The organism is Paenibacillus sp. FSL L8-0641 (assembly GCF_038006265.1).
In the GTDB taxonomy this organism is placed as follows: domain Bacteria; phylum Bacillota; class Bacilli; order Paenibacillales; family Paenibacillaceae; genus Paenibacillus; species Paenibacillus polymyxa_D.
In genome coordinates this window covers 340,916-367,484 of record NZ_JBBOUW010000001.1, presented here as the reverse complement: position 1 = coordinate 367,484, position 26,569 = coordinate 340,916, and the positions used below count along the sequence as shown (strand labels likewise).

At 45.8% G+C, this 26,569-nt stretch carries 25 protein-coding genes; 9 read left to right on the top strand and 16 right to left on the bottom strand.

Annotation, left to right across the window (positions count from 1 at the left end; genetic code table 11):
• Window positions 1-5: 5 nt before the first annotated feature.
• Entirely contained in the window at window positions 6-1,202 is a 1,197-nt protein-coding gene (locus MKY16_RS01575; RefSeq protein ID WP_340953823.1) for an MFS transporter, read from the bottom strand.
• Window positions 1,203-1,390: 188 nt separating this feature from the next.
• On the opposite strand from MKY16_RS01575, the gene MKY16_RS01570 reads away from it, so the two are divergent.
• Window positions 1,391-1,756 carry a winged helix-turn-helix transcriptional regulator gene (locus tag MKY16_RS01570; RefSeq protein WP_013368959.1) on the top strand — a complete coding sequence of 122 codons (366 nt, stop codon included), beginning with the start codon at window positions 1,391-1,393 and terminating at the stop codon, window positions 1,754-1,756.
• A gap of 78 nt (window positions 1,757-1,834) precedes the next feature.
• On the opposite strand, the gene adhP is transcribed toward MKY16_RS01570, so the two are convergent.
• A complete protein-coding gene (gene adhP / locus MKY16_RS01565; protein WP_029516874.1) occupies window positions 1,835-2,851 on the bottom strand; it encodes an alcohol dehydrogenase AdhP in 1,017 nt (338 codons plus the stop codon).
• Between the two features lie 217 nt (window positions 2,852-3,068).
• On the opposite strand from adhP, the gene MKY16_RS01560 reads away from it, so the two are divergent.
• Complete coding sequence (locus MKY16_RS01560; protein ID WP_340953819.1) at window positions 3,069-3,905, top strand: carbonic anhydrase; 837 nt, start codon at window positions 3,069-3,071, stop codon at window positions 3,903-3,905.
• Window positions 3,906-4,016: 111 nt separating this feature from the next.
• Here the strand turns inward: MKY16_RS01560 and MKY16_RS01555 are convergent, their stop codons facing one another.
• Window positions 4,017-5,303, bottom strand: coding sequence for a Gfo/Idh/MocA family protein (locus tag MKY16_RS01555; protein ID WP_340953816.1), 1,287 nt, complete (start codon window positions 5,301-5,303; stop codon window positions 4,017-4,019).
• A 138-nt stretch (window positions 5,304-5,441) separates the two neighbouring features.
• Between MKY16_RS01555 and MKY16_RS01550 the strand changes: the two genes are divergently transcribed.
• From MKY16_RS01550 to MKY16_RS01535, 4 genes are all read left to right on the top strand, one after another.
• On the top strand, window positions 5,442-6,278 hold the full coding sequence (locus tag MKY16_RS01550; RefSeq protein WP_340953814.1) for a helix-turn-helix transcriptional regulator: 837 nt from the start codon (window positions 5,442-5,444) through the stop codon (window positions 6,276-6,278).
• Between the two features lie 491 nt (window positions 6,279-6,769).
• Window positions 6,770-7,465, top strand: a complete 696-nt coding sequence (locus MKY16_RS01545) for a response regulator transcription factor (protein ID WP_322252986.1) — start codon at window positions 6,770-6,772, stop codon at window positions 7,463-7,465.
• A 1-nt stretch (window position 7,466) separates the two neighbouring features.
• Window positions 7,467-8,522: a HAMP domain-containing sensor histidine kinase gene (locus tag MKY16_RS01540; RefSeq protein WP_340953812.1), complete on the top strand. Its 1,056-nt coding sequence runs from the start codon at window positions 7,467-7,469 to the stop codon at window positions 8,520-8,522.
• 222 nt (window positions 8,523-8,744) lie between these two features.
• Entirely contained in the window at window positions 8,745-9,905 is a 1,161-nt protein-coding gene (locus MKY16_RS01535; RefSeq protein WP_340953810.1) for an alpha/beta hydrolase, read from the top strand.
• Between the two features lie 280 nt (window positions 9,906-10,185).
• Here the strand turns inward: MKY16_RS01535 and MKY16_RS01530 are convergent, their stop codons facing one another.
• From MKY16_RS01530 to MKY16_RS01515, 4 genes are all read right to left on the bottom strand, one after another.
• Window positions 10,186-10,335, bottom strand: coding sequence for a hypothetical protein (locus MKY16_RS01530; RefSeq protein WP_340953807.1), 150 nt, complete (start codon window positions 10,333-10,335; stop codon window positions 10,186-10,188).
• A gap of 38 nt (window positions 10,336-10,373) precedes the next feature.
• The gene (locus MKY16_RS01525) at window positions 10,374-11,672 is read right to left on the bottom strand and encodes an ABC transporter substrate-binding protein (RefSeq protein WP_340953805.1); all 1,299 of its coding nucleotides are present in this window, start codon (window positions 11,670-11,672) and stop codon (window positions 10,374-10,376) included.
• Between the two features lie 249 nt (window positions 11,673-11,921).
• The gene (locus MKY16_RS01520; RefSeq protein WP_340953803.1) at window positions 11,922-12,479 is read right to left on the bottom strand and encodes a GNAT family N-acetyltransferase; all 558 of its coding nucleotides are present in this window, start codon (window positions 12,477-12,479) and stop codon (window positions 11,922-11,924) included.
• A gap of 115 nt (window positions 12,480-12,594) precedes the next feature.
• Window positions 12,595-13,638, bottom strand: coding sequence for an iron ABC transporter permease (locus tag MKY16_RS01515; RefSeq protein WP_340953800.1), 1,044 nt, complete (start codon window positions 13,636-13,638; stop codon window positions 12,595-12,597).
• A gap of 118 nt (window positions 13,639-13,756) precedes the next feature.
• On the opposite strand from MKY16_RS01515, the gene MKY16_RS01510 reads away from it, so the two are divergent.
• Window positions 13,757-14,632, top strand: coding sequence for a hypothetical protein (locus MKY16_RS01510; protein WP_340953799.1), 876 nt, complete (start codon window positions 13,757-13,759; stop codon window positions 14,630-14,632).
• Window positions 14,625-15,239 (top strand): hypothetical protein, encoded by a 615-nt coding sequence (locus MKY16_RS01505; protein WP_340953797.1) that lies wholly within the window; start codon window positions 14,625-14,627, stop codon window positions 15,237-15,239. The genes MKY16_RS01510 and MKY16_RS01505 overlap by 8 nt, the downstream gene beginning before the upstream one ends.
• Before the next feature lie 69 nt (window positions 15,240-15,308).
• On the opposite strand, the gene MKY16_RS01500 is transcribed toward MKY16_RS01505, so the two are convergent.
• From MKY16_RS01500 to MKY16_RS01460, 9 genes are all read right to left on the bottom strand, one after another.
• Entirely contained in the window at window positions 15,309-15,764 is a 456-nt protein-coding gene (locus MKY16_RS01500; RefSeq protein WP_340953796.1) for a hypothetical protein, read from the bottom strand.
• Window positions 15,765-15,813: 49 nt separating this feature from the next.
• Complete coding sequence (locus MKY16_RS01495) at window positions 15,814-16,776, bottom strand: ABC transporter ATP-binding protein (protein WP_340953794.1); 963 nt, start codon at window positions 16,774-16,776, stop codon at window positions 15,814-15,816.
• Window positions 16,769-17,806 (bottom strand): ABC transporter ATP-binding protein, encoded by a 1,038-nt coding sequence (locus MKY16_RS01490; RefSeq protein ID WP_340953792.1) that lies wholly within the window; start codon window positions 17,804-17,806, stop codon window positions 16,769-16,771. Before MKY16_RS01490 ends, MKY16_RS01495 begins: the two co-directional genes overlap by 8 nt.
• A 75-nt stretch (window positions 17,807-17,881) precedes the next feature.
• Entirely contained in the window at window positions 17,882-18,727 is an 846-nt protein-coding gene (locus MKY16_RS01485) for an ABC transporter permease (protein ID WP_013308329.1), read from the bottom strand.
• Window positions 18,728-18,731: 4 nt separating this feature from the next.
• The gene (locus MKY16_RS01480; RefSeq protein ID WP_023986565.1) at window positions 18,732-19,682 is read right to left on the bottom strand and encodes an ABC transporter permease; all 951 of its coding nucleotides are present in this window, start codon (window positions 19,680-19,682) and stop codon (window positions 18,732-18,734) included.
• A 72-nt stretch (window positions 19,683-19,754) separates the two neighbouring features.
• Window positions 19,755-21,374, bottom strand: coding sequence for an ABC transporter substrate-binding protein (locus tag MKY16_RS01475; protein ID WP_069010143.1), 1,620 nt, complete (start codon window positions 21,372-21,374; stop codon window positions 19,755-19,757).
• A gap of 157 nt (window positions 21,375-21,531) precedes the next feature.
• Window positions 21,532-21,894 carry a DUF1304 domain-containing protein gene (locus MKY16_RS01470; RefSeq protein WP_029516891.1) on the bottom strand — a complete coding sequence of 121 codons (363 nt, stop codon included), beginning with the start codon at window positions 21,892-21,894 and terminating at the stop codon, window positions 21,532-21,534.
• A 131-nt stretch (window positions 21,895-22,025) separates the two neighbouring features.
• Window positions 22,026-23,537: a methyl-accepting chemotaxis protein gene (locus MKY16_RS01465; protein WP_029516892.1), complete on the bottom strand. Its 1,512-nt coding sequence runs from the start codon at window positions 23,535-23,537 to the stop codon at window positions 22,026-22,028.
• Window positions 23,538-23,795: 258 nt separating this feature from the next.
• A complete protein-coding gene (locus MKY16_RS01460; RefSeq protein WP_069010145.1) occupies window positions 23,796-25,049 on the bottom strand; it encodes a cation:dicarboxylate symporter family transporter in 1,254 nt (417 codons plus the stop codon).
• A 212-nt stretch (window positions 25,050-25,261) separates the two neighbouring features.
• Between MKY16_RS01460 and MKY16_RS01455 the strand changes: the two genes are divergently transcribed.
• Entirely contained in the window at window positions 25,262-26,566 is a 1,305-nt protein-coding gene (locus tag MKY16_RS01455; protein ID WP_029516894.1) for a sensor histidine kinase, read from the top strand.
• Window positions 26,567-26,569 lie beyond the last annotated feature (3 nt).

Genomic DNA, 26,569 nt, shown 5'->3' with positions numbered 1-26,569 from the left:
AAGCTTTAACCTGCAATGGTGGTTGTATCCCTTTTTTCGAGCATACGACTCCAGCCTGTGAGCAGAACAGCAACGAAAACCATAATGCTCCCGATCCAGGCTGTATGAATGAGACCGAGTGAATCCGTTACAATCCCGCCTACATAAGCTCCGATGGCTATCCCTGCGTTGAAAGCAGCAATATTAACAGCAGAGGCAACATCGACAGCTTTGGGTGCAAACCGTTCGGCTAACATGACTACATATACCTGTAACCCGGGCACGTTCATAAACGCAAGCAATCCCATAAAGAAGATCGTAATCAGTCCTGCCGTTTTAAAAGGTGCCGTGAACAACAGGAGAAAAAGGATCACTGCTTGAATCAGAAACATGTAAAACAAAGCTGAAAGCGGCTTACGGTTTGCTGCTTTTCCGCCAATGACATTCCCGATGGCAATCGCAATTCCATACAGCAAAAGAATAAACGTTACCGTACTTTGCTGAAATCCGGTTATGTCGTGGAGTAATGGAGATAAATAAGTAAACACCACAAATGTGCCTCCATACCCCAAAGCTGTAATGATAAATGCAAGTAGCAAGCGACCATTGGTAACCAGTTTGACCTGCTCGCGGAAAGGAGTCTTGTTCCCTTTGCGCAGTGTAGATGGCAGCAGAATCAGATTGGCCATGAGTGCCACTACACCGACGACCACAATCGCCATAAATGCAGCCCGCCAACCCCATTGCTGCCCAATATAGGTACCCAAAGGTACACCTGTGACTGTGGCTACGGTCAACCCGGAGAACATAATGGAAATCGCACTCGCTCGACGATCATCCGGCACAAGATCGGCCGCGATGGTGGAACCGATGGACATGAACACCCCATGGGCGAACGCCGAGATCACACGTGCAATCAGCAGCAAGGCAATTCCACTAGAGACCGCAGCAAGGCTGTTACCTGCAATAAATATAATCATGATCCACAACAGCAACGTTTTACGGGGAACACTTGATGTTAATGAGGTCAAGACAGGTGCCCCGATGGTAACTCCTAATGCATACAGCGTTACAGTTAGTGCGGACATCGTTACAGATATGTGCAAGTCTTCAGCAATGAGGGGAAGCAGTCCCACGCTGATGAACTCAGTTGTCCCAATCGCAAAGGCGCTTACGGCTAGAGCCAGTAATGGCCATATACTTCCTTTTGATTCTGGCGACATGTTTTTCCCTCCTATCTATAGAAATCTTCAACCAACAGATGTTATTATGAGTTATTCAAGCAATTATGAACAGTACGTACTTTTTAGTGATATAGGTACCAAAAAGTACCCTAAATAAAGTTCTTTTTGATTAAAACAGGCTGTTAAGGTATGTATAACAGAAAGCGATACACATGGAGGGATCGGCATTGGGGAAGAAAAAATACAATATCTCTGTTGAGGCGACGTTAGAGGTGATCGGGGGGAAATGGAAATGCGTGATTTTGTGTCATTTGACACATGGAAAGATGCGGACAAGCGAATTAAAACGGATGATGCCTTCCATAACACAAAAAATGCTGACTCAGCAGCTTCGTGAATTAGAGGAAGACGGCATTGTCAATCGGATTAGCTATAATCAGGTTCCACCCAAAGTGGAGTACGAGCTTAGTGAATATGGATGTAGTCTGAAAAGCATTTTAGATTCTCTTTGTGCCTGGGGAGAAAGACATATCATCAAAGAATATGGGGATAAATCTGCGGTTTTGGAAGATAACATTCTGAATAAGCTGTAAAGCCAAAAAGAGCGCCTGCAATACATCAGCAGGCGCTTCCTCTCTCTAAATTCCAAGGGTTACCAATTCGATTTCATTTTATTTTGTGAAATCAATAACCATACGTCCTTGGATTTTGCCCTGCTCCATTTCCTCGAAGATCTCATTAATGTCTTCGAGCGGACGTTTTTGTACAAGAGGGACGACTTTACCTTCTGCAGCGAACTGGAACGCTTCTTTAAGGTCTTCACGAGTGCCGACCAAGGAGCCAATAACTTGAATGCCGTCCAGAACCAGACGAGGAATGTCCAGATCCATCTTATCGGTTGGAAGACCTACAGCTACAACACGCGCGCCAGCTTTTACAACGTCGATGGCCTGGTTGAAAGGTGTTTTGGCAACAGCAGTAACCACGGTTGCATCCAGACCAGCACCGTTTGTTAATTCCTTGGCACGAGCGACCGGATCTTCTTTCATGCTGTTAACGATATAGTCAGCACCAATTTGTTTGGCCAGTTCTAGTTTTTCATCACTGATGTCAAAGGCTACAACTTTAGCATTGAATACATTTTTGGCATATTGCACCGCCAGGTTACCCAAGCCGCCAATGCCGAAGATACCGATCCATTGGCCTGGTTTGATTTCACTTACTTTAACTGCTTTATATGTTGTAACCCCTGCACAAGTTACACTACTTGCAGCGGCAGGATCAAGACTATCTGGTACCTTGACCGCGTAGTCAGCTGTGACAATACATTGCTCTGCCATTGCACCGTCTACCGTATATCCGGCATTTTTAACTTCACGACACAGCGTTTCCCGCCCAGTTAGGCAATATTCACAATGACCGCAGCTTTCGAACATCCAGGCAATACTTACGCGATCACCAATTTTAAGACTGGTTACTCCTTCACCTAATTCAATGACTTTTCCAATACCTTCATGCCCTAGAACTCTGCCTGTGACATCACCGAAATCTGCATTTTTCACATGTAAATCTGTGTGGCAAACTCCGCAGTATTCAACTTGGACTAACGCTTCTCCATGCTTCAAGGAACGCAAAGGTCTCTCTTCTATACTGACTTTCTTGTCTTTTGTAACAATTGCTGCTTTCATGTAGATCTCTCCTTTAAATAGATATGGAATTATTTTGTAATGTACACTCATTATTATAGTAATTTTTGCCCAAAAAGGACAAATATAAATCTAACTTAAAACTATTTAATCCAAAAACGCTTCTTTCTAAGTCCTTGGACCCTTGTAGGAACTTTGTACAATAATTTACAATGTAAAAAGTTTCACATATTCTATTTTGGAAGAAGGATAAAGAAACATGAAAAAAAACTGGAAAGGTTGCCTGTTCAGCATATTTGCCATTATCTTGGCTGTATCGGTAACAGGATGCAATTCACAGCCCGCCATTTCTAGTACCACTAGCACTTCATCCTCATCAGTTAACAACGCTCATGCAGTTGTTCAGAAAGGCCCACACTGGTCCTATGAAGGAGATCAGGGACCGGAACATTGGGGAGAGCTGGAAAAAGATTTTGTTGCTTGTGGTAACGGCCACGAACAATCTCCTGTCAATATAGAGCATACCCATCTGGAAGCATCGCAAACACAGCAACCGCTGCAAGTTCATTACACTAAAACGAAAGCATCCATTTTGAATAATGGGCACACTGTGCAAATCAATGTTGCCGATGCCAGCAATAACATCATGCTGGACGGTACTAAATTCACTTTAAAGCAGTTTCACTTTCACCACCCGAGCGAACATCAAATTGATGGTAAAAATGCTGAAATGGAGCTTCATTTTGTCCATCAAAGCAACAACGGAAGCACAGCTGTCTTAGGGGTCCTTATCCAAAGTGGCAAAGAAAACAAGGCTTTCAACCGCATTTGGTCCAAACTGCCGAAGGATATTTCCCAAGAAGCGGCTCTGGATGAAGAAATAAATCTCGCTGCGCTGCTGCCAAAAGACCTGCACTCCGTTCGCTACAACGGATCGCTGACTACCCCGCCATGCACAGAACATGTAAATTGGACAGTGCTGGAGCAGCCTATTGAATTGTCCGCAGACCAAATCAACCAGTTTGCTGCCATTTTCCCCGATAACCATCGTCCTGTACAACAACTGGGAACCCGGGAACTGACTGCTGATAAATAATAAAATAAAGTGCCGTAAGATGTAAGGTGCATTCTATATTTGAATACCAAAATAAGACCCCTCTGTTCAATCTAGTTAGAGGGGTCTTTTCGGTATTAAATTTACTACTCATTACAAGCGCACCAGTTCCTCCACCTTCACTGGCTGACCTGTACGCATAGAGCGGTTGGCGGCGATGCCTGTTAAAATGGACCATGCACCATCGATATGTGAGGCCGCACGATGAAACCGATCCTCTGCCGGCTTATCAAAAATATCCCACAGCATAACTGGATCTCCTCCGCCATGACCACCTACGCCTTCTTCTACCTCGACCTCATAAGGTGCTGCAAAGTGGGGATAGATGGTGATAGTCTTCTCTTTTAGCGCACCCTCATCTGCCTTGCTGCCACCGGAATTAACATAGGATTGCTCGGATACCCGAACCTCCATCCGTCCCTTCGTGCCATTAAATACGATGATAAAGCCCTCCCAAGGCATGTAAGCATTCAGCGAATAGTTCATCACCGTCTTGTTCTCATACTTCACCATGACACTCAGCGTATCTTCAATGCTGATATTGTCGCCAAATACGCTTTGATCCCGCACATAACCATCCTCATGCTCAGCGTCCAGATACATGCTTTTTAGATGCTCGTTACGGTCCAGGTGTAGCGCGAAAGGGTCATTTTCCGCTGCCTTGCTGCCGTAAGCCCGTTGATAAAACTCCGTCACGCCACGCTGCTCCGCATTTTCCCGGCCGTAAAATTTCAGATCTCCCATCGCATACACCGTCTCCGGTTTCGAGCCAAGCCAGAAGTTCATCAGATCAAAATGATGCGTCGATTTATGCACTAGCAGACCACCGCTATTGCGCTTGTCCCGGTGCCACCGACGGAAATAATCTGCGCCATGCTGTGTATTCAGCAACCACTCGAAATTGACTGACAGCACCTCTCCGAGCGTTCCGTCCATAATAATCTCGCGGATTTTCGTATTATGCGGCGCATAGCGGTAGTTAAAGGTGACGCGCAGCTTCCGTCCCGTGCGGTCTATGGCATCCAGAATGTCTTGGCATTTGTCCTCATCCACCGTCATCGGCTTCTCAGAAATGACATCACAGCCCAGCTCCATCGCCCGAATAATATACCGATGATGTACCCGGTCAATGGTCGTGACAATGACGATATCCGGCTTCGTTTCCGCGATCATCCGATCAAACTCGTGTGCTTTATAGGTCGCAATCGGCTCATGCTCGTATTTCTCCTGTAACAGCTGATTGGCATAATCCATTCTCGTCTGATTGACGTCACAGAACGCGATCAGCTCCGAGGTATCTTTGAAAACGGTAACAACTTCACCGTAAAAAAATTCGGCTCTTCCTCCGGTACCCACAAGCGCATATTTGATTTTAGCCAATTGGCTCACACCCTTTACATGAATTGCTTTTATTTTATAGTATAAGAAAGAGCGAAATCTTCGCTTTTATTATGATTTTTCCCAAAAAATAAACATATATTATCCTTATGTATTCTTTCATTAAAGGAGACTATCGATATGATCGCTACACCCCGCTTTGCCATTGAGCAAGCGCTACGGACGGTGCCATTCAGCATGTCCGCCGACCATGTCCACCAAGCGCACGAAATCTATTATTTGCTGGCAGGAGAGCGCTACTACTACATTAATCAGCGGGTATACGCGCTCCAGAAGGGCGATCTGATTTGGATTAGCAAACATGATTTTCACCGTACAAGTAACAAGGGTAGCGGTAGCCATGAACGGATTTTGATTAACTTTGATGAAGAATTTGCAGCCTCGCCAATGACTGTCTCTCCCTCCAGCGATCAGAACCAGCCTCTTCTGCCAGAAAAAAGCTTTCTGCTTCGCCCCTCCGCGGAAGAACAATGCGAGCTGGAGCATCTATTCCAGCAAATGCTGGATGAATACTACCAAGAACATGCCTACCGCCAACTATATCTCCAAAGCTTGCTACTCCAGCTCCTTATCCGCATCCGGCGCATACAATCGGCCACTGCCGATACCATTGCACCGGAACGTAGCGAAAAGCAGCAACGCGTGTACTCAGTCATCGCATACCTGCATGCTCATTATGCCGAGAGCCTGTCACTAGATCAGCTGGCTGAGCATTTTTATATTAGCAGCACGTATTTGTGCCGTATTTTCAAGCAGACAACAGGTTTTACCTTAGTAGAATATCTTCAAGATGTGCGGGTCCAGCAGGCTCGTGTGTACTTGAGAGAAACAAACTGGAAAGTGACTTCCATTGCTGAAAAAACGGGTTTTGACAGCATCGCTCACTTTGGTCGTGTATTCAAGCACCTTACCGGACACACCCCGCTACAGTACCGAAAAAAATACAAAAAGGAGTAGCCATACGAAAAATCGGCATCTCCTGTTCCAAAGGTTCTCGGAGTTTTAAAACCCGAAGGGTTGGTGTAATCCAAAATGTGCGTTACATCTCCCTTTACATTACGATAATAGCTGTTACTATAGAGCCATGATCCCTTACTGATTTCAATCAGTAAGGGATTTGGAGCGGAATACCCATTTGATGTATACCATGTTTCATGATCTTCCCATTTGAGTCCTATCAAAGTCATGTGGAGTGCGTAGCTCGGATGGACTTTATCGGAAAAGGCTGAAAACCAAAACTTGTGATGGTTTTCAGCCTTTTCACACCGTCTTTTGATTAGACACACTCCCGGGCATTACGTCAAAAGCTATATGCAGGTCTTCAAGCCGGAATATGTGCATAGCTCGACCGCAGAGACGCTTTGAACGCTACTTTTTTCAATGCGAGAGGATCATGCGGCTCTTGTTTTATAAATTCAGTCCACTTAAAGCGGCTGGGAGGTATAAATATGCTAAAAACGATATTAGTTGTAGACGACGATGAAGAAATCGTAAAACTCATCACAAAGAGTTTAAGATACGAGCAATTTGCAATAATTTCGGCATATTCTGGGAAAGAAGCCTTATCTGCATTGGAAGAAAATCACATTGATTTCATCGTTCTTGATATAGTGATGCCTGATATGGATGGACTTGATGTCTGCAGAAGTATCCGAAACTCTTATAATGTTCCAATTTTGTTTTTAAGTGCGCGTGATAAGGACATTGATAAAATCGTCGGGCTCGAAATAGGAGCAGACGATTACATGACCAAACCTTTCAGTATTCAGGAGCTTGTCTCCAGGATAAAGGCTCACTTCAGAAAAGTGGACAGGCTTTTTAAAGAGTGGGATGAACTTAGTCCCAGTAACGAAAAGGCGGATTCTCCGCTCATTTTGAACGATAAGACGTTTGAAGCATTCCTGAATAGCAGGAAGCTCGACTTATCAACGAAGGAATTTCAGATTCTGTCTATCCTCATGCGCCACCCCAATAATGTATTGACTCGTGAGCAGATATATGAAAACGTCTGGGGAGACGAATACGGAGAAATAAATACCGTAACGGTTCATATAAAAAATATCCGTAAGAAACTTGGTCCTGAATATGACTTTATTAAAACAATATGGGGCATAGGATATAAATACACGGAAAGAGAGCAATAGTATGAAACTGAAAATAAAGCTTCCTCTTTTGTTCCTGCTGATGTTTATAATATTCATGTTTTCGATTGGAATGTACCTGAAGCTTGTCTTTGCAGTATATTCCCCTATACGCAGTTCATTGCTGGACTCGCGATATATAGCATTACTCCTGCCCATATTTGCAATTGCCTGTTTCATATTTATTATTCTAATTATCTATATTCATTTTTGCATAGAGAAACCCATTCAGCTTCTGAATACCAGGCTTGAAGAAGTAAATATTGTACATCCACTGCCTCCGCTAGCTCTGAGAAGTAATGACGAGATCGGAGAACTTTATAAACACTTCAATAAGATGGAGCACCGGCTTCAACTCGCCCACAAAGAGCAGATCGATATGATCGCGGCAATTGCCCACGACTTGAAAACACCCTTGACATCTATTAATGGTTTTACTGAACTGCTGGCTACGCACAAGGATTTACCAGAAACTGAAAAGCAGGAATATTATGATTTGATTCAAAAGAAGTCAGGATATATGGTTGAACTCATCAATGATTTTTCCAGCTTCACCAAAGAAAAACTGGAGTTGGAATCTATGGTAGCTACACCTGTAAAAGCATCAAAATTATTTGAAAACATTGCCCTTGAATATGAGTATGAGTTGGCAGGACTTGACAACGAGCTTACTTGCCGCCATTCATTTACGGAAAATATATTGCTGATGGTCAATGAACCGATGATACGTCGGGTTTTCGGTAACCTCTTTAGCAATGCTGTAAGATATGGAGGGAAAAATAAGCTGAAAGTGTATATGACCGGATACCCGCTAGGACAGTATGCCTTTTTTCAAATCGAGGATAATGGAATTGGAGTGCCGGAAAAGGATATATCTTCTCTGTTCCTCAAATTTTTCACTGTGGATAAATCGCGGCAAATCCAAAAGGGCGGACTGGGGCTGGGGCTTGCAAGCTGTAAATCCATTATTGAACATCATAGGGGCGAAATTTGCGCCTACCCTTCCGAATATGGCGGTTTGGGGATAAGATTCAGCCTTCCCTTGGCCGCACAACACTGATTTTATTTGTGCACATTTTCTTTTTACTACAGGAGATAAAGGCTGCTGCCAGCTGTGAACACCCAGGCAGCAGCCTTTTTTATTTTTTCAGTGTTTTATAATTTTTTATATTCTCTTTATAAACATTTATTTTTCTTTTAACGAAGCTTTATCTTTGTGTTGTAAAAATTACTTGTAGTAAAAAAACTACAATAACTAGAACTGGAAAAGGAGGATGTTACAATGTCAATTGAGTTCAGCCGTTGGCCCAATCACTACATGATGTCATACCAAGTCACCAAAGCTTTAGGTATGGCAAGCCTCGGTGCTACGGATGTCACCGAGATCTACGAGGCCTGCAAAAAAATCGACCCCGATGACAAAGATACGTGGCACAGGGAATGGCTCATAACGGCTCAGGCATTGGAAAAACACGGCAAGGAGGCCGAAACGGCTGGAAACTGGTATACAGCACGAAACTGCTACATTCGTGCCTGCAATTACTACAGAATTGCGGAATATGCGGTGATGGATGATGACACCGAGAAAATCCGTGTATTTAAGAAAGTAAATGAACTCTTCGAAGCTGCCGGAAAGTACTTCGATGTCCAACCGGAGAAGATCCAAGTCGATTACGAAGGTGTCAAGCTGGATGGTTACTTCTTCTCCCCTTCCTGGATAAAAGGTCCGAAGCCGACCCTTTTTGCTCTCAACGGTGGCGACGAGTGGTCAATTGAAAACTATTTCTGGCTAGGTCCCGCTTTTATTTCGTGTGGATATAACTTTCTGGTCTATGACCAGCCTGGCACCGGCCTCTCGCTGTACGAAAAGGGAAAAGGAAGACGAGCGGACAGTGAGGCTTTCCATTCCCGAGCAATCGACTTTCTTCTAACGCGGCCGGAAGTCGATCCCGATAAGATTATCGTGCACGGTGAGAGTTTTGCGGCTTACGACTCTTTGCGATTCGCTTCGTTCGATCACAGGATTGCTGCCGTCATCTCCGACGGTGGTACGCACGCCTTTGATTGGGATGCAATGCTTAAATGGATGCCACCGAGTCTGGCCGCACATGGCATGAGAATTCTGGGGGCAAAAAGCTTGGAGGACTTTGCGGGTAATCCGCGTTTTGCCTATGATCTTGAGGGCGTGCTCCACCAGATAGAATGTCCGCTTCTTGTAATGCACGGAGCGGAAGAGATATTGGTTCAGCCAAATCCGCTGACACAAGCCTTGAAAAATTATGAGCAAGCGGGCTCGAAAAACAAGACGTTCTTCCCGATAGAGGATAGACGACTTGGCGGATTAGAACACTGTCAGGTAGACAACATCAACGTGCTGCATGAGGTAGCGCTGAATTGGCTCTGCTCAATTGGGCTTGGGCCAGCCGCACCTCGCCCTGAGTGATTGCCAAGACGTCATAACGTAAAAGTCTATTTCACTCGCATTCTCCTTTCATAGTTTTGAATATGAGTCAATCGTTTCTTCTGTTGTGTCTAGATTATCAAATAGTACAGAAGAAATTTCAATGGACTGGCGTAGATAGTATGTTGATGACGTAAACAGCATGAAATACGAGTACATTTCCGTCCGGACAACTAAAAGAGGGTGTCGCAATCAGCTGTAAATTAGCTGTTTCGCGGACCCTCCATTCATTTGGGCATGCCTCTCTGATGATTCATAATATTCACTGCAATACATCATCTGAGTATACCTCAAGCAAAATATTAATATAATTTCTGCTCACTGGAAGATTGGTAATCTCATGACCATTAAAAATATCGACGTTCCTTGCTTGTTTATAAGGCCCCCACAGCGCTTGATGCTTTTTCGGCATCTAGTCACCTTCCTCCCCGGTCACGGGTCATCCCGTGCCTACTTGACCGCCTTGGATATGATCTGATTCAACTTTTCAATGGTTGCCGCAGCATCCTGCTTGCCCAAGAACATCAGGTCGATGGTCTCCGTGATATCCGAGTTCAACCCCGGCACCTGAGCATCAAAGGCCAATGCAGATCCATGAGCATGCCCTATGTTACGTCCCTCGGTCAAATAGCTTGAATGCTCAATGGTCGCCTTTTTCATAATGCTCTCATCTGCGGCAGCAAGCGTACCCATGGCATTCCCACCTTCAACCAGCCGCGCCTCCTGCCCCTTCACAGAGACGTAGAATGCTGCCAGCTTCATGGCCTCTTGCACATGCGGACTATTTTTATTTACAGCTACATAGGCAACCGGAATGGCAACGGGCTCATTCTTTCCGCTATCGGATGGCCAGTAGATATAATCAAAGTCGAGGCTTTTATTTTGATTAAACAAGGGCTCCAGCCATCTTCCCGCCGCCAGCATACCGACTTGATTGGACATGAACATCGCGTCAGCCCCTTGCCCTTTGGGAAGTGATCCGAGATATACGGCATTTCCCCTTTTCACCATATCGTACATAAAACTGAAGGCTTCCTTGCCCTTTTCATTGTGGTCCAGCACATATTTGCCTTGTTCATCAAAAATCTGACCGCCATTCGACCACACCCATGAATACCAGTGAGCCCACCAGTTTTCCGCAATATAACCCTGTTTTCCGGCTGCCTTCAGCTTGGAAGTAGCCTCCTCAAAGGCATCCCAGTTCCACTTGCCTTCGTCATAGTATTCTTGCGGCGTCTTCACGCCTGCTTCCTTGAATACCTTTTTGTTGTAATACATGACCATCGGGTTTGAGTCGGGAGTGACCCCATAGATTTCCCCATCACGCTTTGCCGGTCCCCACAATCCTTCTGGAAAATCCTCAGCCTTCACATCACTTGCATCACTTTTTAAAAACTCACCCAAAGGCTGTACCTGCTTCGCCCCGATCAAACGCGCAATCGTCGGTTCATACGAATAAAACACATCCGGTCCGCGACTTCCCTGAAGCTGTGTCAACAGCTTTTGCTCATATTGGTCTCCCGGTACAGGCACCAGCTTAACCTCGATATTCGGGTTTTCCTTTTCAAATGCATCGAGTGCCCGCTGATACACCTTTACCTCCGCAGGATTACCCCAAACCTGCATCGTAAGCCGCACTTTTTGCCCGTCTGTGTTCTCTATTTTGGGAGAGGTACTGCATGCCGCTGCAAGTAAAAACAGAACGATGAGGAAAAATCCAATCTTTATCCAGCTCATGTAATCGTCCACTTTAACCGCCTCCTGTAGCTTCACTTGGTTGTATGCCTTCCTATTTTAAAACGCTTACAAAACTTCCCTATCATCATATGTAGAAGGGTGAGACACGATATCCCCATTTTCATTTTCATATAAATTTTCTCTTTTGGAGGACTCTGATATGACAGCGATCAAGGGAAAGTAAAGGCTGCACAACAAAAAAAGAAGAATGCAGATCACCTGCTTCCTTCTTTCGTATTCCTTGAGCTATAATTCAGTTTTCTAAATCTTTATTAGCATCTTTTCAAAAGTATTATAGCCGTTCGTTTCGCCTATATACGTATAACCGCATTGTCTGTAAAACTCGCTAAGCTTGTCATTGCCCGCAATACAGTCTAAACGGATTCGGTCCTTGCCTGTGAAGTGGATACCTTGTTCAATCCATTGCATCAGCTCACGGCCTAGACCCTTCCCGGTGCTATCGCGATCCACAACCAAACGATGCAGATATACTGAGGTTCCTCCCTCAGAATCCGTTTCGTCTAATCCCCACAACTTACAGTCCCATGCACTGGGCTGCTGCTGCAAGATCACTGCGCCTGCCAAGCCATGATCCTCTGATGCTCGGAAAATAACCACTTCTCCGCGTGCAATAGCGCCGCCCAGGTTGTGATCATCTTTTCCTTTTAGTAAGCGTCCCCATTGGGTGGAGCCTTTGCTGTGCAGCCATCTGGCCGTCTTCAAAATTAACTCCTGCACCTCAGCCTGATCTTCAGCACTTGCTTGAAAAGCCATTAATCCTGGTTTGACGGATGATTCGACAATATTCATTGATGTCATGCTGCACCTCAACTCTCAAATTTTCCTTATGTATAAAATATAGCATAAAAAATGAGCGTCTGATGATCTGGCGGAGCACCTATGATAACAGTGCCAGTGGTCTGGCAAATGTCGTTCAGAATCTACTGCTTTCAAGCAGAGAGCTTCTTTTCCATTCTCTCCACACCATAAAGATCAAAAAGGGTATGCCGATACAGGCCAGTACTGGGGTTACGGGAAACCCAACCGGCTCGTTGATTCTAGCGGAAATGACTTTGGCCAGCATTAACAGACCGCCCCCCCAAAAGACGGAGCCCAAAATGAGAAGCCGTGGACGGTTTCCGATCATACAACGCATGAAATAAGGCACAATAAGTCCTATATATCCGATGGTACCACATGCCCACACAGTAACGGCGGTCAACACAATCGCAAATGGAAGGTATAACGGACTTAGCTGCTTGGGGAATGCAAACACAGATCCCGCAACGAGAATTGTAAGCAATGCAAGCCAAAACGTGAATGATCCTTCTCTTATTCCCCAACCTCCCTGAGAGATTGCCCACTCTTGCTGATATCCTCCATATTCTCCAAGTAACATAATAAATCCCGACGCTGAACGAAGGACAACATCAATAATGACACCAATTATGAATAAATGAACTCCCGCAGACCGTCCTCGAATGAAACGGATTTTATTCAATGTAAATACAATGAATCCCCCAAATACTGCTCCTGCAATACAAAGAGCCATACTACCAAAGGAATCTATGTCCATCCCAAGTAAAAGGACAACACATAGCCCTACCATTGCCCCAGGCATAAGTCCGGTTAAGGTTGGTGATGCAAAGCGATTAGCTGTTCGTAATTGTAAAAGAGTGCCTGAAACAGCCAGACATCCACCAAGCAACAACATATCCAATGCAAATGGCATACGAATTTGATATACAACTTCCTTTAATGTGGGATCGGGATTTGAAGAAAAAAGCACTTCCAATACCTCTGTATAGCTGATAGGAAATATACCCGTGATTAGCGTTAGAAACAAACCAAGGATCAATAAAGCAAATCCTGTAAACAACGTCAAAACAATTCTTCGTGGGCGTAGTGGAGCTGCGTTCGGCTCAGCGGTGATCGTCCCACCTCCACATTCACCCACATGTATTTCTTGTTCACTCATCAGATTTAAAAGATCCCCTTTCCTCATTTACCATAAAATATGAATACTACTATACTCTTATCGGTCATTTATGGTGAAAAATGTAACCTTTCTAATCTTTTCAACCGATGATATCCGTATGAGAACAGTTGGAAAGGTTGTGAATGAGGTGCCAAGCCGTAATCCATATCTCCTCAAAAAGATATTTGGCATTAACAAAGAACGTATACTCATTTTCGCGCTGCTGCTGATCCCGGCTATCGCCGCCTTTATTGGAACACGGCCTATGCCTGCACAGTATATTTTGCAAGGAGAAATGCATCCGGTCAAAGATCTTGGCGTTCAGGGAAGCGTGTTTTTTGCGTCTGTTCAAACGGGTATTGCTAACAATCTCCTGGAGCGTTGGAATGTATATTCCAGTGAAAATGTATCCGGGGGTGCGATTAAGTTTGAACCCATTGCCCCTGATGAAGTGGACTCTTATTTGAAGGACCTTTCAGAGACGGACACGCTAAAATATTCTGCTATGCAAGCTGTACATGCAGCGACGGAATTAAGTGTAGACAGCGAAACAGGTGGTGATTCAACACCTTTCTCGAATCTTAGCAAATTGGAAGATGCTCGCTATGCGGAGCTATTGACTCATTTGCAGGATCTTGCAGGGAATTCCTTGGGTCTGATGACAGGCATCGGACTGTATGAGGAAGCCAATAACATCGACTTTTCAGATGGCGGACGTCACAAAATTGCAGGCACTGGCACGATGGAAGAATACGGGGATGTCGGATCGGTCGGTGGGCTGGAGCAAAAACTGCTGGGAGCCGAGGCGGCAAAGGTTGATCTATTTTTCGTACCGGCAGATTATGAATGGTATGGGGAGGAAGGCAACGAAGCAGAGGCTGCCCGAGTCCAAAAGGAACATGGACTCAAACTGCGCATTATCCCCGTAGAAACACTGGAGGATGCTATCGTGTATTTGAAGCAACTAGACTGGGAGGAAGTACATCTTGAATGAATCAGATTCCAAAGCATTTCCATCCAAGACAGCTGGCAGCGTACACCAAGCCTTGCTAGCGGTGGGCACTATAGGTGAATTTATTATCCTTATTTTTACGTTAGTGTATATTTACGCAAATGATTTTTATTATGATCATCTATACGAGTTGGAGCAAAAATTTACAGTCTTTAGCTTTGTTCTGTACTACATGTGTTTTGTAACCTATCTGATCTGGCTAGTTCAAGTACATAAAGCCATCCGGCAAAAACATTCCGATTATCCGATTCGTACCGTGGGAGCCATTGCTCGCATGATTCCTTTTATTAACTTGTGGGGATTCTCCAATACATTCACCCATATTTATAGGTACTTTGCGCTCCACCCCGAATTGGAGCGTAAAGCTCGTTATATTCAAAAGATGATTGTTCCGCTATATTTTGTCTGGTTTGGTGAAGGAATTATTAACCGGATTCTTATCTTACATTTCTCCCACATGGAATCGATGTCCATGTTGTTGGGAGCTATTATGCAAACCACCAGAATGGCCTTCTTTTACTGCATGACACGAATCATTCACAATAGTCTGGTTATGCTGAATAAAAAAGATGAAGAAGGATTGCATTAAAAAACGAGCTGGCCTCCACGGTCAGCTCGTTTCAATTTCTGGTAAAGTATATTACTTCATCCCCAGGATTTAATGCGTCTGTGAAGCAGGTACAATTCGGTATAATCCTGAAGTCTCGCCAGCCGCGGGACGTACTTCCTGGATGACCCAGCCTAATGAAAGTACCCGTTCTAGCCGATCATACTCAGCCTTCGTCAGTTCGGATGTAACGGCTTCGCTTCCTTCCTCCAGTGACAGCTCAGGCTCCCGCCCGAACGCAACGGCAATCCACGAACGAATGCCCCGGATCGTATTGTACTTGATCTGATATCCGTCCGTTACCGCGCTGACAAACACCTCCGGTTCTTGGGACGCCAGCCCAGTGACAAGCTCTGTATAATCAAAATCGGATGGTCCGTCCGTTGGCAGCTCATTTTGCTGCACCCGACGGATTAATTCCTCTTGGGACCAGCCTAAAGAGCGTAATGATTCCAGCAAGAGCGCGTCCCATTGGGAAATACGTACTATTTTCGTCGATTCAGTCATCGTTTTTTACCTCCTTTGGGTCATGCACATCGTACAACCGATCTTAACCCTAACGGTTAACCGGGTATGCTACATAATGGCCGGGACTGATTTCTCTCAGCTCGGTCGCACTGTTGTTCTCCTTGTCCCATACTAATGAACCGTCTGGTTGGGCCAAGCCTCCCCCCAGTCCCTCACGCTCTCCGACTACTCTCGGATCAGGCACAGGGATGGAGGACAGCAGCGCCTGCGTATAAGGGTGAGCGGGCCGCTCATACAATTCATCTGCATCGGCTACTTCTACCAGTCGGCCATGGTACATCACACCGATTCGGTCTGAAATATGCCGCACCATCGACAAGTCATGGGCGATGAACAGGTACGTCAGCCCGAACTCCTGCTGGAGATCCTCCAGCGTGTTAATGACCTGCGCCTGGATGGACACATCGAGTGCCGAAATCGGCTCGTCACAGACGATGAACTCGGGGTTCACGGACAGAGCACGAGCGATGGAAATCCGCTGGCGCTGCCCGCCGCTGAACTCGTGCGAGTAGCGATACAGATGCTCCCGCTTCAGCCCTACCTTTTCAAGCAAAGCCACTACAGCATCCTTACGCTCACTCCCCTGATGCAATCTGTGAATATCCATCGGTTCACCGATCAGGTCAAGCACGTTCATACCCGGATTAAGAGAGGAATATGGGTCCTGAAAAATGCTCTGAATGCGCCGACGCAGCGGCTTGAGCTGTTTATCGTTCAGCTTGGAAATATCCTGGCCGTCAAAGAGTACCGTACCTTCTGTATAATCGTATAACCGTGTCAGACAGCGTCCAACCGTTGATTTGCCACTACCTGACTCACCGACCAGTCCGAACGTCTCGCCACGCTTGATTTGAAAGCTCACCCCATCCACCGCCTTGAGTACCTCAGAGCTACGCCCTAACAAATCCTTTGCGGTCACAAAATGCTTCTTAAGCTGGTGTACCTCTACCAATGGCTGATGCTCACTCAATACATTATTTGCTTCACTCACCGTTATTCCCCCCTTCCGTATGGCCCGCTTCGGGCGTCTCGTAGACTCCAGCAGGCCCTGCTTCCGGATCGTTCAACCAGCAGGCTGCTCGCTGATCCGGGCGCAGCTCTATCATCGGCGGCCGCTCCACACAGCGGGCAAACGCGTGCGGGCACCGTTCCATGAACGGACAGCCCGATGGCGGGTTCAGCAGGTCCGGCGGCGTGCCCTCAATCGGCACCAGCCGCTCTCGGAAGCCGTTCGTACGCTGGGGCACAGAACGCAGCAGGCCCTGCGTATACGGATGACCCGGACGATAGAAGATGTCGTCCACGCGCCCCTCCTCCATCACCATACCGCCGTACATGACGATGACACGGCTACACACCTGGGCGACGACGCCCAGGTCATGGGTGATCAGAGCAATCGACATGTCGGACTGCTGCTTCAACGTCTTGAGCAGCTCCAAGATTTGCGCCTGAATCGTCACGTCCAGCGCTGTAGTCGGCTCATCTGCAATCAGCAGCTCCGGGCTGCACGAGAGCGCCATGGCAATCATCACCCGCTGGCGCATCCCGCCGCTGAATTGATGCGGGTATTGGTTCATTCGGCGCTCCGGCTCGGTAATGCCTACTTGTCGCAGCAGTTCTACAGCTGCTTGCGTAGCCGCTTCCTTGCTCAGTCCTCGATGTCTGCGAATCACCTCGATCAGGTGATAGCCAACCTTTTTGACCGGATTCAGCGAGGTCATCGGGTCCTGAAAGACCATCGCAATCTGGTTTCCACGTATTTTGCGCCATTGCTTTTCCGTCAGAGCGGTCAGACTTTGTCCCCGATAACGGATATCGCCGTTCAGCCGCTTGCCCGGCGGGGCAATCATCGACATGATCGCTTTCGCTGTCACACTTTTGCCGCTGCCGGATTCTCCTACGATTCCTACCGTTTCTCCAGCATCAATATGAAAACTAACCCCTCGAACTGCCTGATTCTCCCCCTCACGAGTGAAAAACGAGACCTCCAGCTGTTCGACGGACAGTAGATGTTCTGTCATTGTGTTTTCGCTCCTTTCTGTCGCTCCTGGAGCCATTTGTAATGGGATGTACTATGAATCCTATGAAACCATGAATCATCGTTTTACTAATTTGGGTTCAAAGCCTACACGCAGCACATCCCCCAAAACATTAAAGCTCAACACAGTCAGTAAAATAAGCAGACCCGGGAATAATGCCATGTATGGGGCCTGTGCAATATATCCTTGGGCATTATTCAGCATACTGCCCCACGTAGCGTTCGGCAGCTGAACACCAAAGCCGAGGAAGCTCAGTGACGATTCCATCATAATGGCTGAAGCGATATTGTTCGTCGCCCCTACGATAATTACCGGAATCAGATTCGGTACAATGTGCTTCATAATAATACCAAACGTACTTTGTCCCGAAGCTTTGGCGTATAGTACATACTCCCGTTCACGCAACGTCATTGTTTCTGCACGGACCACCCGGGCAATGTTCATCCACATGAGCAAGGCGATAATGACAATAATATTGCCGACGCCCGGCTTCAAAAACACACTCAGCAGCAAAATAACCAAGAAAGACGGAATCGACATGATCAGCTCCAAAACCCGCATAAGCAGATTGTCGATCCATCCTCCGAAATATCCGCTCACAATACCTACCACTGCACCGATACTGGTCGCAATAATCATGGACGCGAAGCCTACCAGCAATGATACACGTCCACCGTACAGTGCTCTTGTAAAATAGTCCCGCCCATAATCATCCGTCCCAAACCAGTGGGCCGCTCCCGGTGGTTGGAGACGCTCCAGCACGTTCAACTTATTCGGGTCCTGCGGCGATAAAAATGCGAAAATCGCCCCTAACGAGAATACGATCAATAGTATGAGGGCGACGGCGCCCATTTTGCTCGTCATCAGCTCAATCCCGATGTTGCGCCATTTGCTCCGATTCATGAATTCACCTCGTTGATTTAATTCTCGGGTCCGCAATGCTGTACAAGATATCCGCAAGCAGATTACCCAGGATCAGCAGCAGAGCGGAAAATAAAGTAATCCCCATGATGACAGGATAATCCATCCCTTTCACCGCCGTCATGCCCAGCGAGCCAATGCCCGGCCAGGAAAATACCGTCTCCGTCACAATGGCTCCAGCCACCAGGTCCGCAACCGACATTCCGAGCAGCGTAATGATGGGCAGCAGCACATGCTTGAGCACATGTCGAAACAAAACCAGTCTTTTTCCAGACCCAAACGCGTATTGAATCTGCACATACTCTTCCTTGAGCTGCGTAATCGTGCTGGAACGGATGTACCTCACATACACAGACAGAAAGCCGAAGGCCAGTACAAAACATGGTAAAATTCCATGCTTGATCACATCCAGCACCGAGTCCGTACCGATGGTACGCATCCCTGTACTCGGAAGCCAATGCAGATAAATCGCAAACAAATAAATAAGTAAAATACCGAGCCAAAACAGCGGAACAGAAATCCCGATGTACGACATCAGATTAATGAGCTTGTCGATCCAGCGATTCCGATTCGCCGCAGCCGTCAAACCGAGTGGAATGGCAATCAGAACAGCCAGTATGATGGAGGCGCCCATCAACCCGGCTGTTGCCGGGAGACGATCGAGAATCTGATCCAGCACGGGCTGGTGATTAATTAGCGAGTAGCCGAGATCACCCGTTAGACTCTTTTTAAGCCATAATATGTACTGCACATAAGCGGGCTGGTCCAGCCCCAAGCTATGCCTCATTCGTTCAATGTCTTCCAGATGCATATTCGGTGTAACAAAAGAGAGAACCGGATCACCTGGGGCCAGCTTGATCAAGCCGAAGCAGACGATGGACACAAAAAATAGCATCGGTATAACTTGCAGCAACCTTCTGGCGATGAGTTGTCTCATACGTTTCCCTTCCCCTTGCTGTTTTCGAAAAAAATAAGCTGGTTAGCCCAGCTTATTTTTGAAAACCCTGTCTTATTTGTGATAAATTTTGGACAAATCCTCGAAAATCACGACCGGCTTCAGCACAGCCTGATCAATACCGCCATACTGCTTGTCGAAGGCTACAATAGTCTTGGTGTAAGCAATCGGATAGATGACAGCATCCTCAGCCAGCAGCTCTTGTACCTTTTTATAAATTTCTCCACGTTTAGTCGTATCCGACTCACCCGCGCCCTCTTCCAGCAGTTTATCCACTTCCTTATTCGAATAATGCGAATAGTTGGAGGATGATCCGGTGCTATACAAAATACGATATGCGTCAGGGTCATACCCCATGATGTAGCCGCTGATCGCCAGATCAAAGTCCTTGGCATTCGTATCGACGAACTTTTGCGACCATGCCGATGAATCCATGCTGTTCACGTCCAGCTGAACGCCTATGTCCTTTAACTTCTGCTGGATATAGAGTGCTTGTGCTTCCTGTACCTTGTTACCGCCCGGAATGATAATGCGCAGTTTCAGTCCTTCAGCTCCAGCCGATTTCAGCAGCTCTTTTGCTTTGTTCACATCATTATTAAAAAATGCAACGTCGTTCGTGTGATACAGTACGTCCTGTGTCAGAGCAGATTTTGCAGTGTCTGCATAATCCTTGGAGCCATAGGAAACTTGAATCAACTCATCCTGATTTAATGCATAAGAAAGCGCCTGACGCACTTCTTTTTTGTTCAGCTGCTTCGTATCACTGTTTTCATTAAACATCAGATAAGCCAAGCGACCTTCGCTGTAAGGGAAAATGTCAAACTTATCTGTTGCTTTAATGGTCTCCACATTTTGCGGATCGAGATAGTTTACATTAATCTCACCATTTTGAAGGGCCAAATTCGCAGCATTTGAATCTTTAACAATTCGGTATGTTACTGAATCCAGATGCGGCTTTCCGCCAACATAGTTATCGAACCGTTCGAGTGTAACGTACTCACCGGTTTTGTACTCTTTAAATTTGAAAGGACCTGATCCAACCGGAGAGTTGTTTTTTGTACTTTTCTCAATATCCGCTTCATTCTCGAAAATGTGCTTCGGAATCGGGGATACCTGTACCAGTGCTGCCTCAAAAGCAGGAGCTGGCTGAGGAAGCTTGAAATCCACCGTTGTATCATCAACCTTGCTCGCCTGAACCGGTTTGCCATTAACCATAAAATTACTTCTCAAAAAGCTGTGCTGCTTCTCATCCAAAATTTTGTTAATGGTGAAAACAACATCGTCAGCTGTCAGCTTCTCGCCATCATGCCAAGTCAGATCTTTTTTCAGTTTTAGTGTATAAGTCAGCTTGTCTGCTGAAGGAGTCAGACTGTCTGCTAAATAAAATGTCTTTTTGCCATTGTTCACCTGAAACAATGGTGCGAATATCGCCTGGTCTATCGTCAGACTTACCCGATCACCCGCATAGTTCGGATTCAGCACCACCGGATCAGCTTGTACGCCAATGATCAGGCTGCCGCCGTCTTTTGGCTGTCCGTTATCAGCTGTTGTGGTAGCTGTACCGGGTGTATTCCCATTCGTCTCAGACGTAGATCCAGAATTCCCGCCGGAGCATGCACTTACAACCAACATCAATACAATGAATACCAATACACCAGTCAAATTACGACGCATCGCTCTAGCCCCCGTGTCCTCTTAGTATGTAATAAATTTATTATAAATCGGAATAGTCGGATTTACAATCGGTCAAAAACTGTTTATTCCCCTTGTCATTAGCATTCCAGACATTATGTGATCGAATCTAGAAAAAAGACACCCGTTAAGAGTGTCTTCAGAATATCCACAAACTGATTAGTGCCAGGATGGCAGGCAGACCTTGCTTTAATAAAATAGACTTGTTGGCAGTTAATGCACCATATACCGCAGCCACTACCACACAAATGACAAAGAATAATTGGATTTGCCGCCCGATTACAGGTTCCGGATAGAACAAGCCCCACACCAATCCGGCTGCCAGAAATCCGTTATACAGCCCCTGATTTGCTGCCAGGGATTTGCTTGCTTCCGCCAGCTCCTTCGAGGTCCCGAACGTACGCATCGCCCGCGGAGTCGTCCACAGAAACATTTCCAATATTAGAATGTACACATGTTCCAGAGCTACAATTCCGACCAATATTGAACTAAGTAAGCTCAAGGTATGTTCCTCTTTTCCACATAAAGTTACTATGAGGTGATTTTTAGATCGATCCTCAAAAAGTATAGTTCATCTTCCAAAAACAGTAAAGAGACCGAACCTTAGGCCCGGCCTCATTTCTACATGAAGCCTTACATCGTTCTCGCGAAATCCAACAAAGCTTTGGACATGCTGTTGATCTCGTCCGTAGATGCATTCACTTGCTGAGTTAGGGCGGCTTGTGTCTGTGTCAGCGTAGACATGTTCCCGATATTGTGCAAAATCCGCTCGATGAGTGTCTTCATTTCGTCCAGACTGGTCTCGATATTTCCGGTCGCATCAGCACTGTGAATAGCGAGTTTTCTCACTTCATCTGCGACTACCGCAAAACCCCGCCCCTGCTCGCCCGCACGCGATGCCTCAATGGCAGCATTTAGACCCAGCAGATTCGTTTGATTTGCAATCTCTTTAATGAAGTTGGAAATGTTTTGTGTCTCTTCTGCACTGACTTTGGCTTGATTCGCTGCGTCTGTCGATTGCTCCTGAGCCGTAGCCAGCTCCTGCGCTTGGTTACTAACCGAATTAACACCATTCACCATTTCCGTAATGGAATCGGAGAGATGCTGGATCTTGAGCGTGAGTTCATCCGCAATAGCCTGCTTTTCCTTTTCTATTGTAATGTCACGAATGGTACCCGCAATCCGAATAGGCACTCCCTTGCTATCGCGCAATGTTTTTCCACTGCAATAATACCAGCGATGCTCACCATTCTTACGCACCAAACGACATTCCATTTCATAAGGTGTGCGCCCTGTATAATCATTTAAATGATCATTCAAAACTTTAATCGCCATTTCGGCGTCCTCAGGATACAGAATTGAAGCCCAACTGCTAAGCTTGCTTGGGAAATCTTGCTCATCCTTAAAGCCCAGCGTAGCTCGGAATTGCGGTGACCACCAAAATATACTATCCGGATTCTCAATGTCTCCTCCAATAATGTTTACATCGTAAGGAGCCTCCACCAAAACACGATTAATGAGATCGTATCTTGTAACCAATGCCTGAAGCTCCTCAGACTTAATCTTCTGATCGTGCACATCCAACAGAGCGCCTGCAATCCGAAGCGGCACTCCCTGCTGGTCACGGATCGTCGTTCCGGTAGCCCGGAACCAACGATATTCTCCATGCTTCAGCCTCAAACGATACTGTACGTCATAAGGGGTCTTTCCCGTAAAGTCCAGTAAATGATCAGACAATTCTGCCAAAGACCTGTCATAATCTTCGGGATGCAGCCGAGATGACCAGCTATCTAATACATTAGGGAAGTCCTTTTCGCTCTGATACCCCAGCATAGAACGGAATTCTTCTGACCATGTGAACGTATTACTTGGATTGACAGGATCACCGGCAATGACCTCCATGTCCCATAAGCCAATCTCTATAGCCTTGGTAACAAGCTTCAAACGGATATCAACATGTTGAGCATCATTTTTCATGGACTCTATCGCTTGGTTAACATTGTTTGCGATTTCTTGAACCTCAGGAGAAGCTGAGGAAACCTGTATTGCAGCAGAATAATCTTTTTGCTGTATTCTTTGTGAAAGTTTGCGGCTTTCTTCTACTAAAGGAGCAAGTGATTGAGACTCATTTTTCTTGAGAAACATATATGATCTTCCCTTCTAAGCCAATATATAAAACGGTATAATTTAATATCGGAATTTTATTAAGAATCATTATAATTAAATCTTTAATTACATAGGCATTAAGACTTATTTTTCATGTCCATATACCTATAATTCCATACAGAAAACATCGAAAAATGTCGAAAAAGGAAGAATTCTAACAAGTCTGGAAACAGAAAGAGCACCTTTGCATTACTGCGCAAAAGTGCTCTTTCTGTCAACTATTCAGTTCGTTATATCTTATTTAATTGAAGCAACGTATTCCTCGCCCTTTTCTTTATCATATTGGCCTTCCCATTTGGACATGACCACAGCGGCAAGCGAGTTACCTAATACATTAACTACCGTACGCGCCATATCCAGAATGCGATCAATACCAGCGATAAAAGCCAAACCCTCCAGCGGGAGGTTCACTGCTCCAAGCGTAGCGAGCAAAACGACAAAGGAAGCACCCGGCACACCTGCAATACCTTTGGAAGAAATAATTAATACTAGTACCAGCGTGATCTGTGTCGTGATTGGCAGATCAATACCATACATTTGGGCAATGAAAATCGCAGCCAGTGCCTGATACAGGGTGGAACCGTCCAGATTAAAAGAATACCCAATCGGAATGACAAAGGACGTAATTCCTTTAGGACATCCGAACTTCTCCATCTTCTCCATGATCTTAGGCAAAACACTTTCCGAACTGGCCGTCGAATATGCAAGCAACAGCTCACTTTTCAAAATTTTAATCATGGTCCAGAGACGGGTACCGCACAGCTTGGCGATAATTCCGAAAACAATCACAATGAACAGCGCCATGGAGCCGTACACCGACAAAACAAGCTTCAATAACGGCCATAATGAAGCCAACCCAAACTTGGCCACTGTCGTTCCAATCAGTGCAAATACTCCGAACGGAGCCAGGCGCATGACCTGATTGGTTACCCAGAACATGGCGTCGGCTACGCCTTCAAAGAAATTCAGCACAGGCTTGCCCTTGTCACCAATCGCCGCTACCCCTAGTCCAAACAGTACGGAGAAGAATATAATAGCGAGCATATCTCCCTCGCCCAGAGCTTGAATAACATTGGTAGGAACAATATGCACAATCGTATCTATAAAGCTATGGCCTGACTTCTCTGCAGTCTCCACATAGGAATGGATATCACTCTTCGCCAGGTGGGACATGTCCACGCCGTCACCAGGTCGAACCAGGTTGGCAACAAGCAGTCCGAACAGGATGGCGACTGTCGTTACAATCTCAAAGTACAGAATGGACTTTCCGCCAAGTTTACCTAGTTTTTTCATATCGCCCACGCCGGCAACGCCGATAATGAGCGTTGAGATCACAATAGGCACGACAATCATCTTGATCAAACGGATGAAAATATCGCCGATTGGCTTTAAGTAGACTTCCACCCCTGAATTGCCGTAAAATAAGGCACCAATAATAATACCTAAAGCCAGACCGATAAAGATTTGCATCGTCAAATTAATCTTTTTCACTTCGTGTCCCCCCCTGGCTGATTTGTATATTTTTGCAGTATGCTGTTCTTAATATTCAAATGATGTTATTTATACTACAATCTGATCTATAAAAACCGACAATTATCTACAGCTGCATTTATTTTTTTCTATAAATTCACAAACTTTAACGACGAGCCTGTGAATTTAGCTCACATTGCCTTTCTGACTGAATACCCAGGAGGTGAATATGAATGAAGTTGAACACGCTCCTTTTCCTGCTCATGCTTGTATTTGTACCGCTCGCAGGTGAGCTGAATATTCACCCGTTCGCTAATACATTCCGTCTCAGCTTTGGTACGCCTGTATTTTTTTTCTTTCTGTTATCTATTCGTCATATTCCGCCTGCATTATCGGGAGTGCTTGCAGGGATAGCGGTAGTCGCCTTTCGCATCTTACTCAATCATTACACTCAGTCCAGTCTTCTCTTCGAAGAGTTGCTGATCTTGCATGGCCCTACCTTTTTTTATTACATGGTCTACGGTCTGCTCTTCCAGCTCCTTAACATTAATGCTGAGCCTTACCGCGCACTCCGTGTGGGTATCCTCTCTGTAGGGATTGAGGTTGCCGCAAGTGTGTCGGAACTTAGCGTCCGGTGGAGTATTGACGGCGATTTCTGGGACATCATTAAGATCAGTAAAGTAGCTTTTATGGCTATGATCCGCAGCTTCTTCGTGCTTGGGTTTTATAATATGATTCGGTTAAATCAATCGGTCCAGCATGAAGAGGCACAAAGACAGCAGACGGAGCGAATTTTACTTCTTGTATCAGACTTGTATGAGGAGTCGGTCCAGTTAGGCAAAACGCTGTCACATGCAGAACAAATCACTCGTGAAAGCTACGAGCTGTACCGTGAACTGCAACAGGATGAATCTCTAAAGGATAGAGAACATTACGCCAGACAGGCACTTCGTATTTCCGGACAGGTTCACGAGATTAAAAAAGACAGCCAGCGGATTTTTGCTGGTTTGTCCAAGCTGATTGATGCCGAAAGCGGAGTGCATTACATGGCTTCTCAAGAGCTTGGGGAGCTCATCATCCGAACGAACAGCAAGTACGCCCAATCACTGGACAAGTCTATTCGTTTTACCCTAGATGTCGATCCTTTGTTGCCCAAGCTACATGTTTATACCGTTCTGACACTTATTAATAACCTGACAGCCAATGCGGTTGAAGCCATGAGGGACGACGGAAGGATTGACGTTTCTATTCGCTGTCTTCCGGGAAAAGAGGATATAGCTTCATTTAGTGTTACCGACAACGGTCCGGGTATTCCTCAGCGGAAACGGGAAATGGTCTTCACACCAGGGTATACGACCAAGTATGATGAGGAAGGACAACCGTCCACCGGTATGGGATTGTTTTATGTACGTGAGGTCGCGGAGAGCCTTGAAGGAACGATTGAACTACAACAGATTGAGGAAGAGAATACAGATAGATTACAGACCACTTTTAGAATTACATTGCCTTTACGGAAACTGACGGAGAAAGGAAGATAGCCC

Bases quoted from the DNA above. Each gene is read 5' to 3' on its own strand.
- MKY16_RS01575 (WP_340953823.1), bottom strand. From the start codon at position 1,202: ATGTCGCCAGAATCAAAAGGAAGTATATGGCCATTACTGGCTCTAGCC.
- adhP (WP_029516874.1), bottom strand. From the start codon at position 2,851: ATGAAAGCAGCAATTGTTACAAAAGACAAGAAAGTCAGTATAGAAGAG.
- MKY16_RS01560 (WP_340953819.1), top strand. From the start codon at position 3,069: ATGAAAAAAAACTGGAAAGGTTGCCTGTTCAGCATATTTGCCATTATC.
- MKY16_RS01550 (WP_340953814.1), top strand. From the start codon at position 5,442: ATGATCGCTACACCCCGCTTTGCCATTGAGCAAGCGCTACGGACGGTG.
- MKY16_RS01545 (WP_322252986.1), top strand. From the start codon at position 6,770: ATGCTAAAAACGATATTAGTTGTAGACGACGATGAAGAAATCGTAAAA.
- MKY16_RS01540 (WP_340953812.1), top strand. From the start codon at position 7,467: ATGAAACTGAAAATAAAGCTTCCTCTTTTGTTCCTGCTGATGTTTATA.
- MKY16_RS01535 (WP_340953810.1), top strand. From the start codon at position 8,745: ATGTCAATTGAGTTCAGCCGTTGGCCCAATCACTACATGATGTCATAC.
- MKY16_RS01530 (WP_340953807.1), bottom strand. From the start codon at position 10,335: ATGCCGAAAAAGCATCAAGCGCTGTGGGGGCCTTATAAACAAGCAAGG.
- MKY16_RS01520 (WP_340953803.1), bottom strand. From the start codon at position 12,479: ATGACATCAATGAATATTGTCGAATCATCCGTCAAACCAGGATTAATG.
- MKY16_RS01515 (WP_340953800.1), bottom strand. From the start codon at position 13,638: ATGAGTGAACAAGAAATACATGTGGGTGAATGTGGAGGTGGGACGATC.
- MKY16_RS01510 (WP_340953799.1), top strand. From the start codon at position 13,757: ATGAGAACAGTTGGAAAGGTTGTGAATGAGGTGCCAAGCCGTAATCCA.
- MKY16_RS01500 (WP_340953796.1), bottom strand. From the start codon at position 15,764: ATGACTGAATCGACGAAAATAGTACGTATTTCCCAATGGGACGCGCTC.
- MKY16_RS01490 (WP_340953792.1), bottom strand. From the start codon at position 17,806: ATGACAGAACATCTACTGTCCGTCGAACAGCTGGAGGTCTCGTTTTTC.
- MKY16_RS01485 (WP_013308329.1), bottom strand. From the start codon at position 18,727: ATGAATCGGAGCAAATGGCGCAACATCGGGATTGAGCTGATGACGAGC.
- MKY16_RS01480 (WP_023986565.1), bottom strand. From the start codon at position 19,682: ATGAGACAACTCATCGCCAGAAGGTTGCTGCAAGTTATACCGATGCTA.
- MKY16_RS01475 (WP_069010143.1), bottom strand. From the start codon at position 21,374: ATGCGTCGTAATTTGACTGGTGTATTGGTATTCATTGTATTGATGTTG.
- MKY16_RS01465 (WP_029516892.1), bottom strand. From the start codon at position 23,537: ATGTTTCTCAAGAAAAATGAGTCTCAATCACTTGCTCCTTTAGTAGAA.
- MKY16_RS01455 (WP_029516894.1), top strand. From the start codon at position 25,262: ATGAAGTTGAACACGCTCCTTTTCCTGCTCATGCTTGTATTTGTACCG.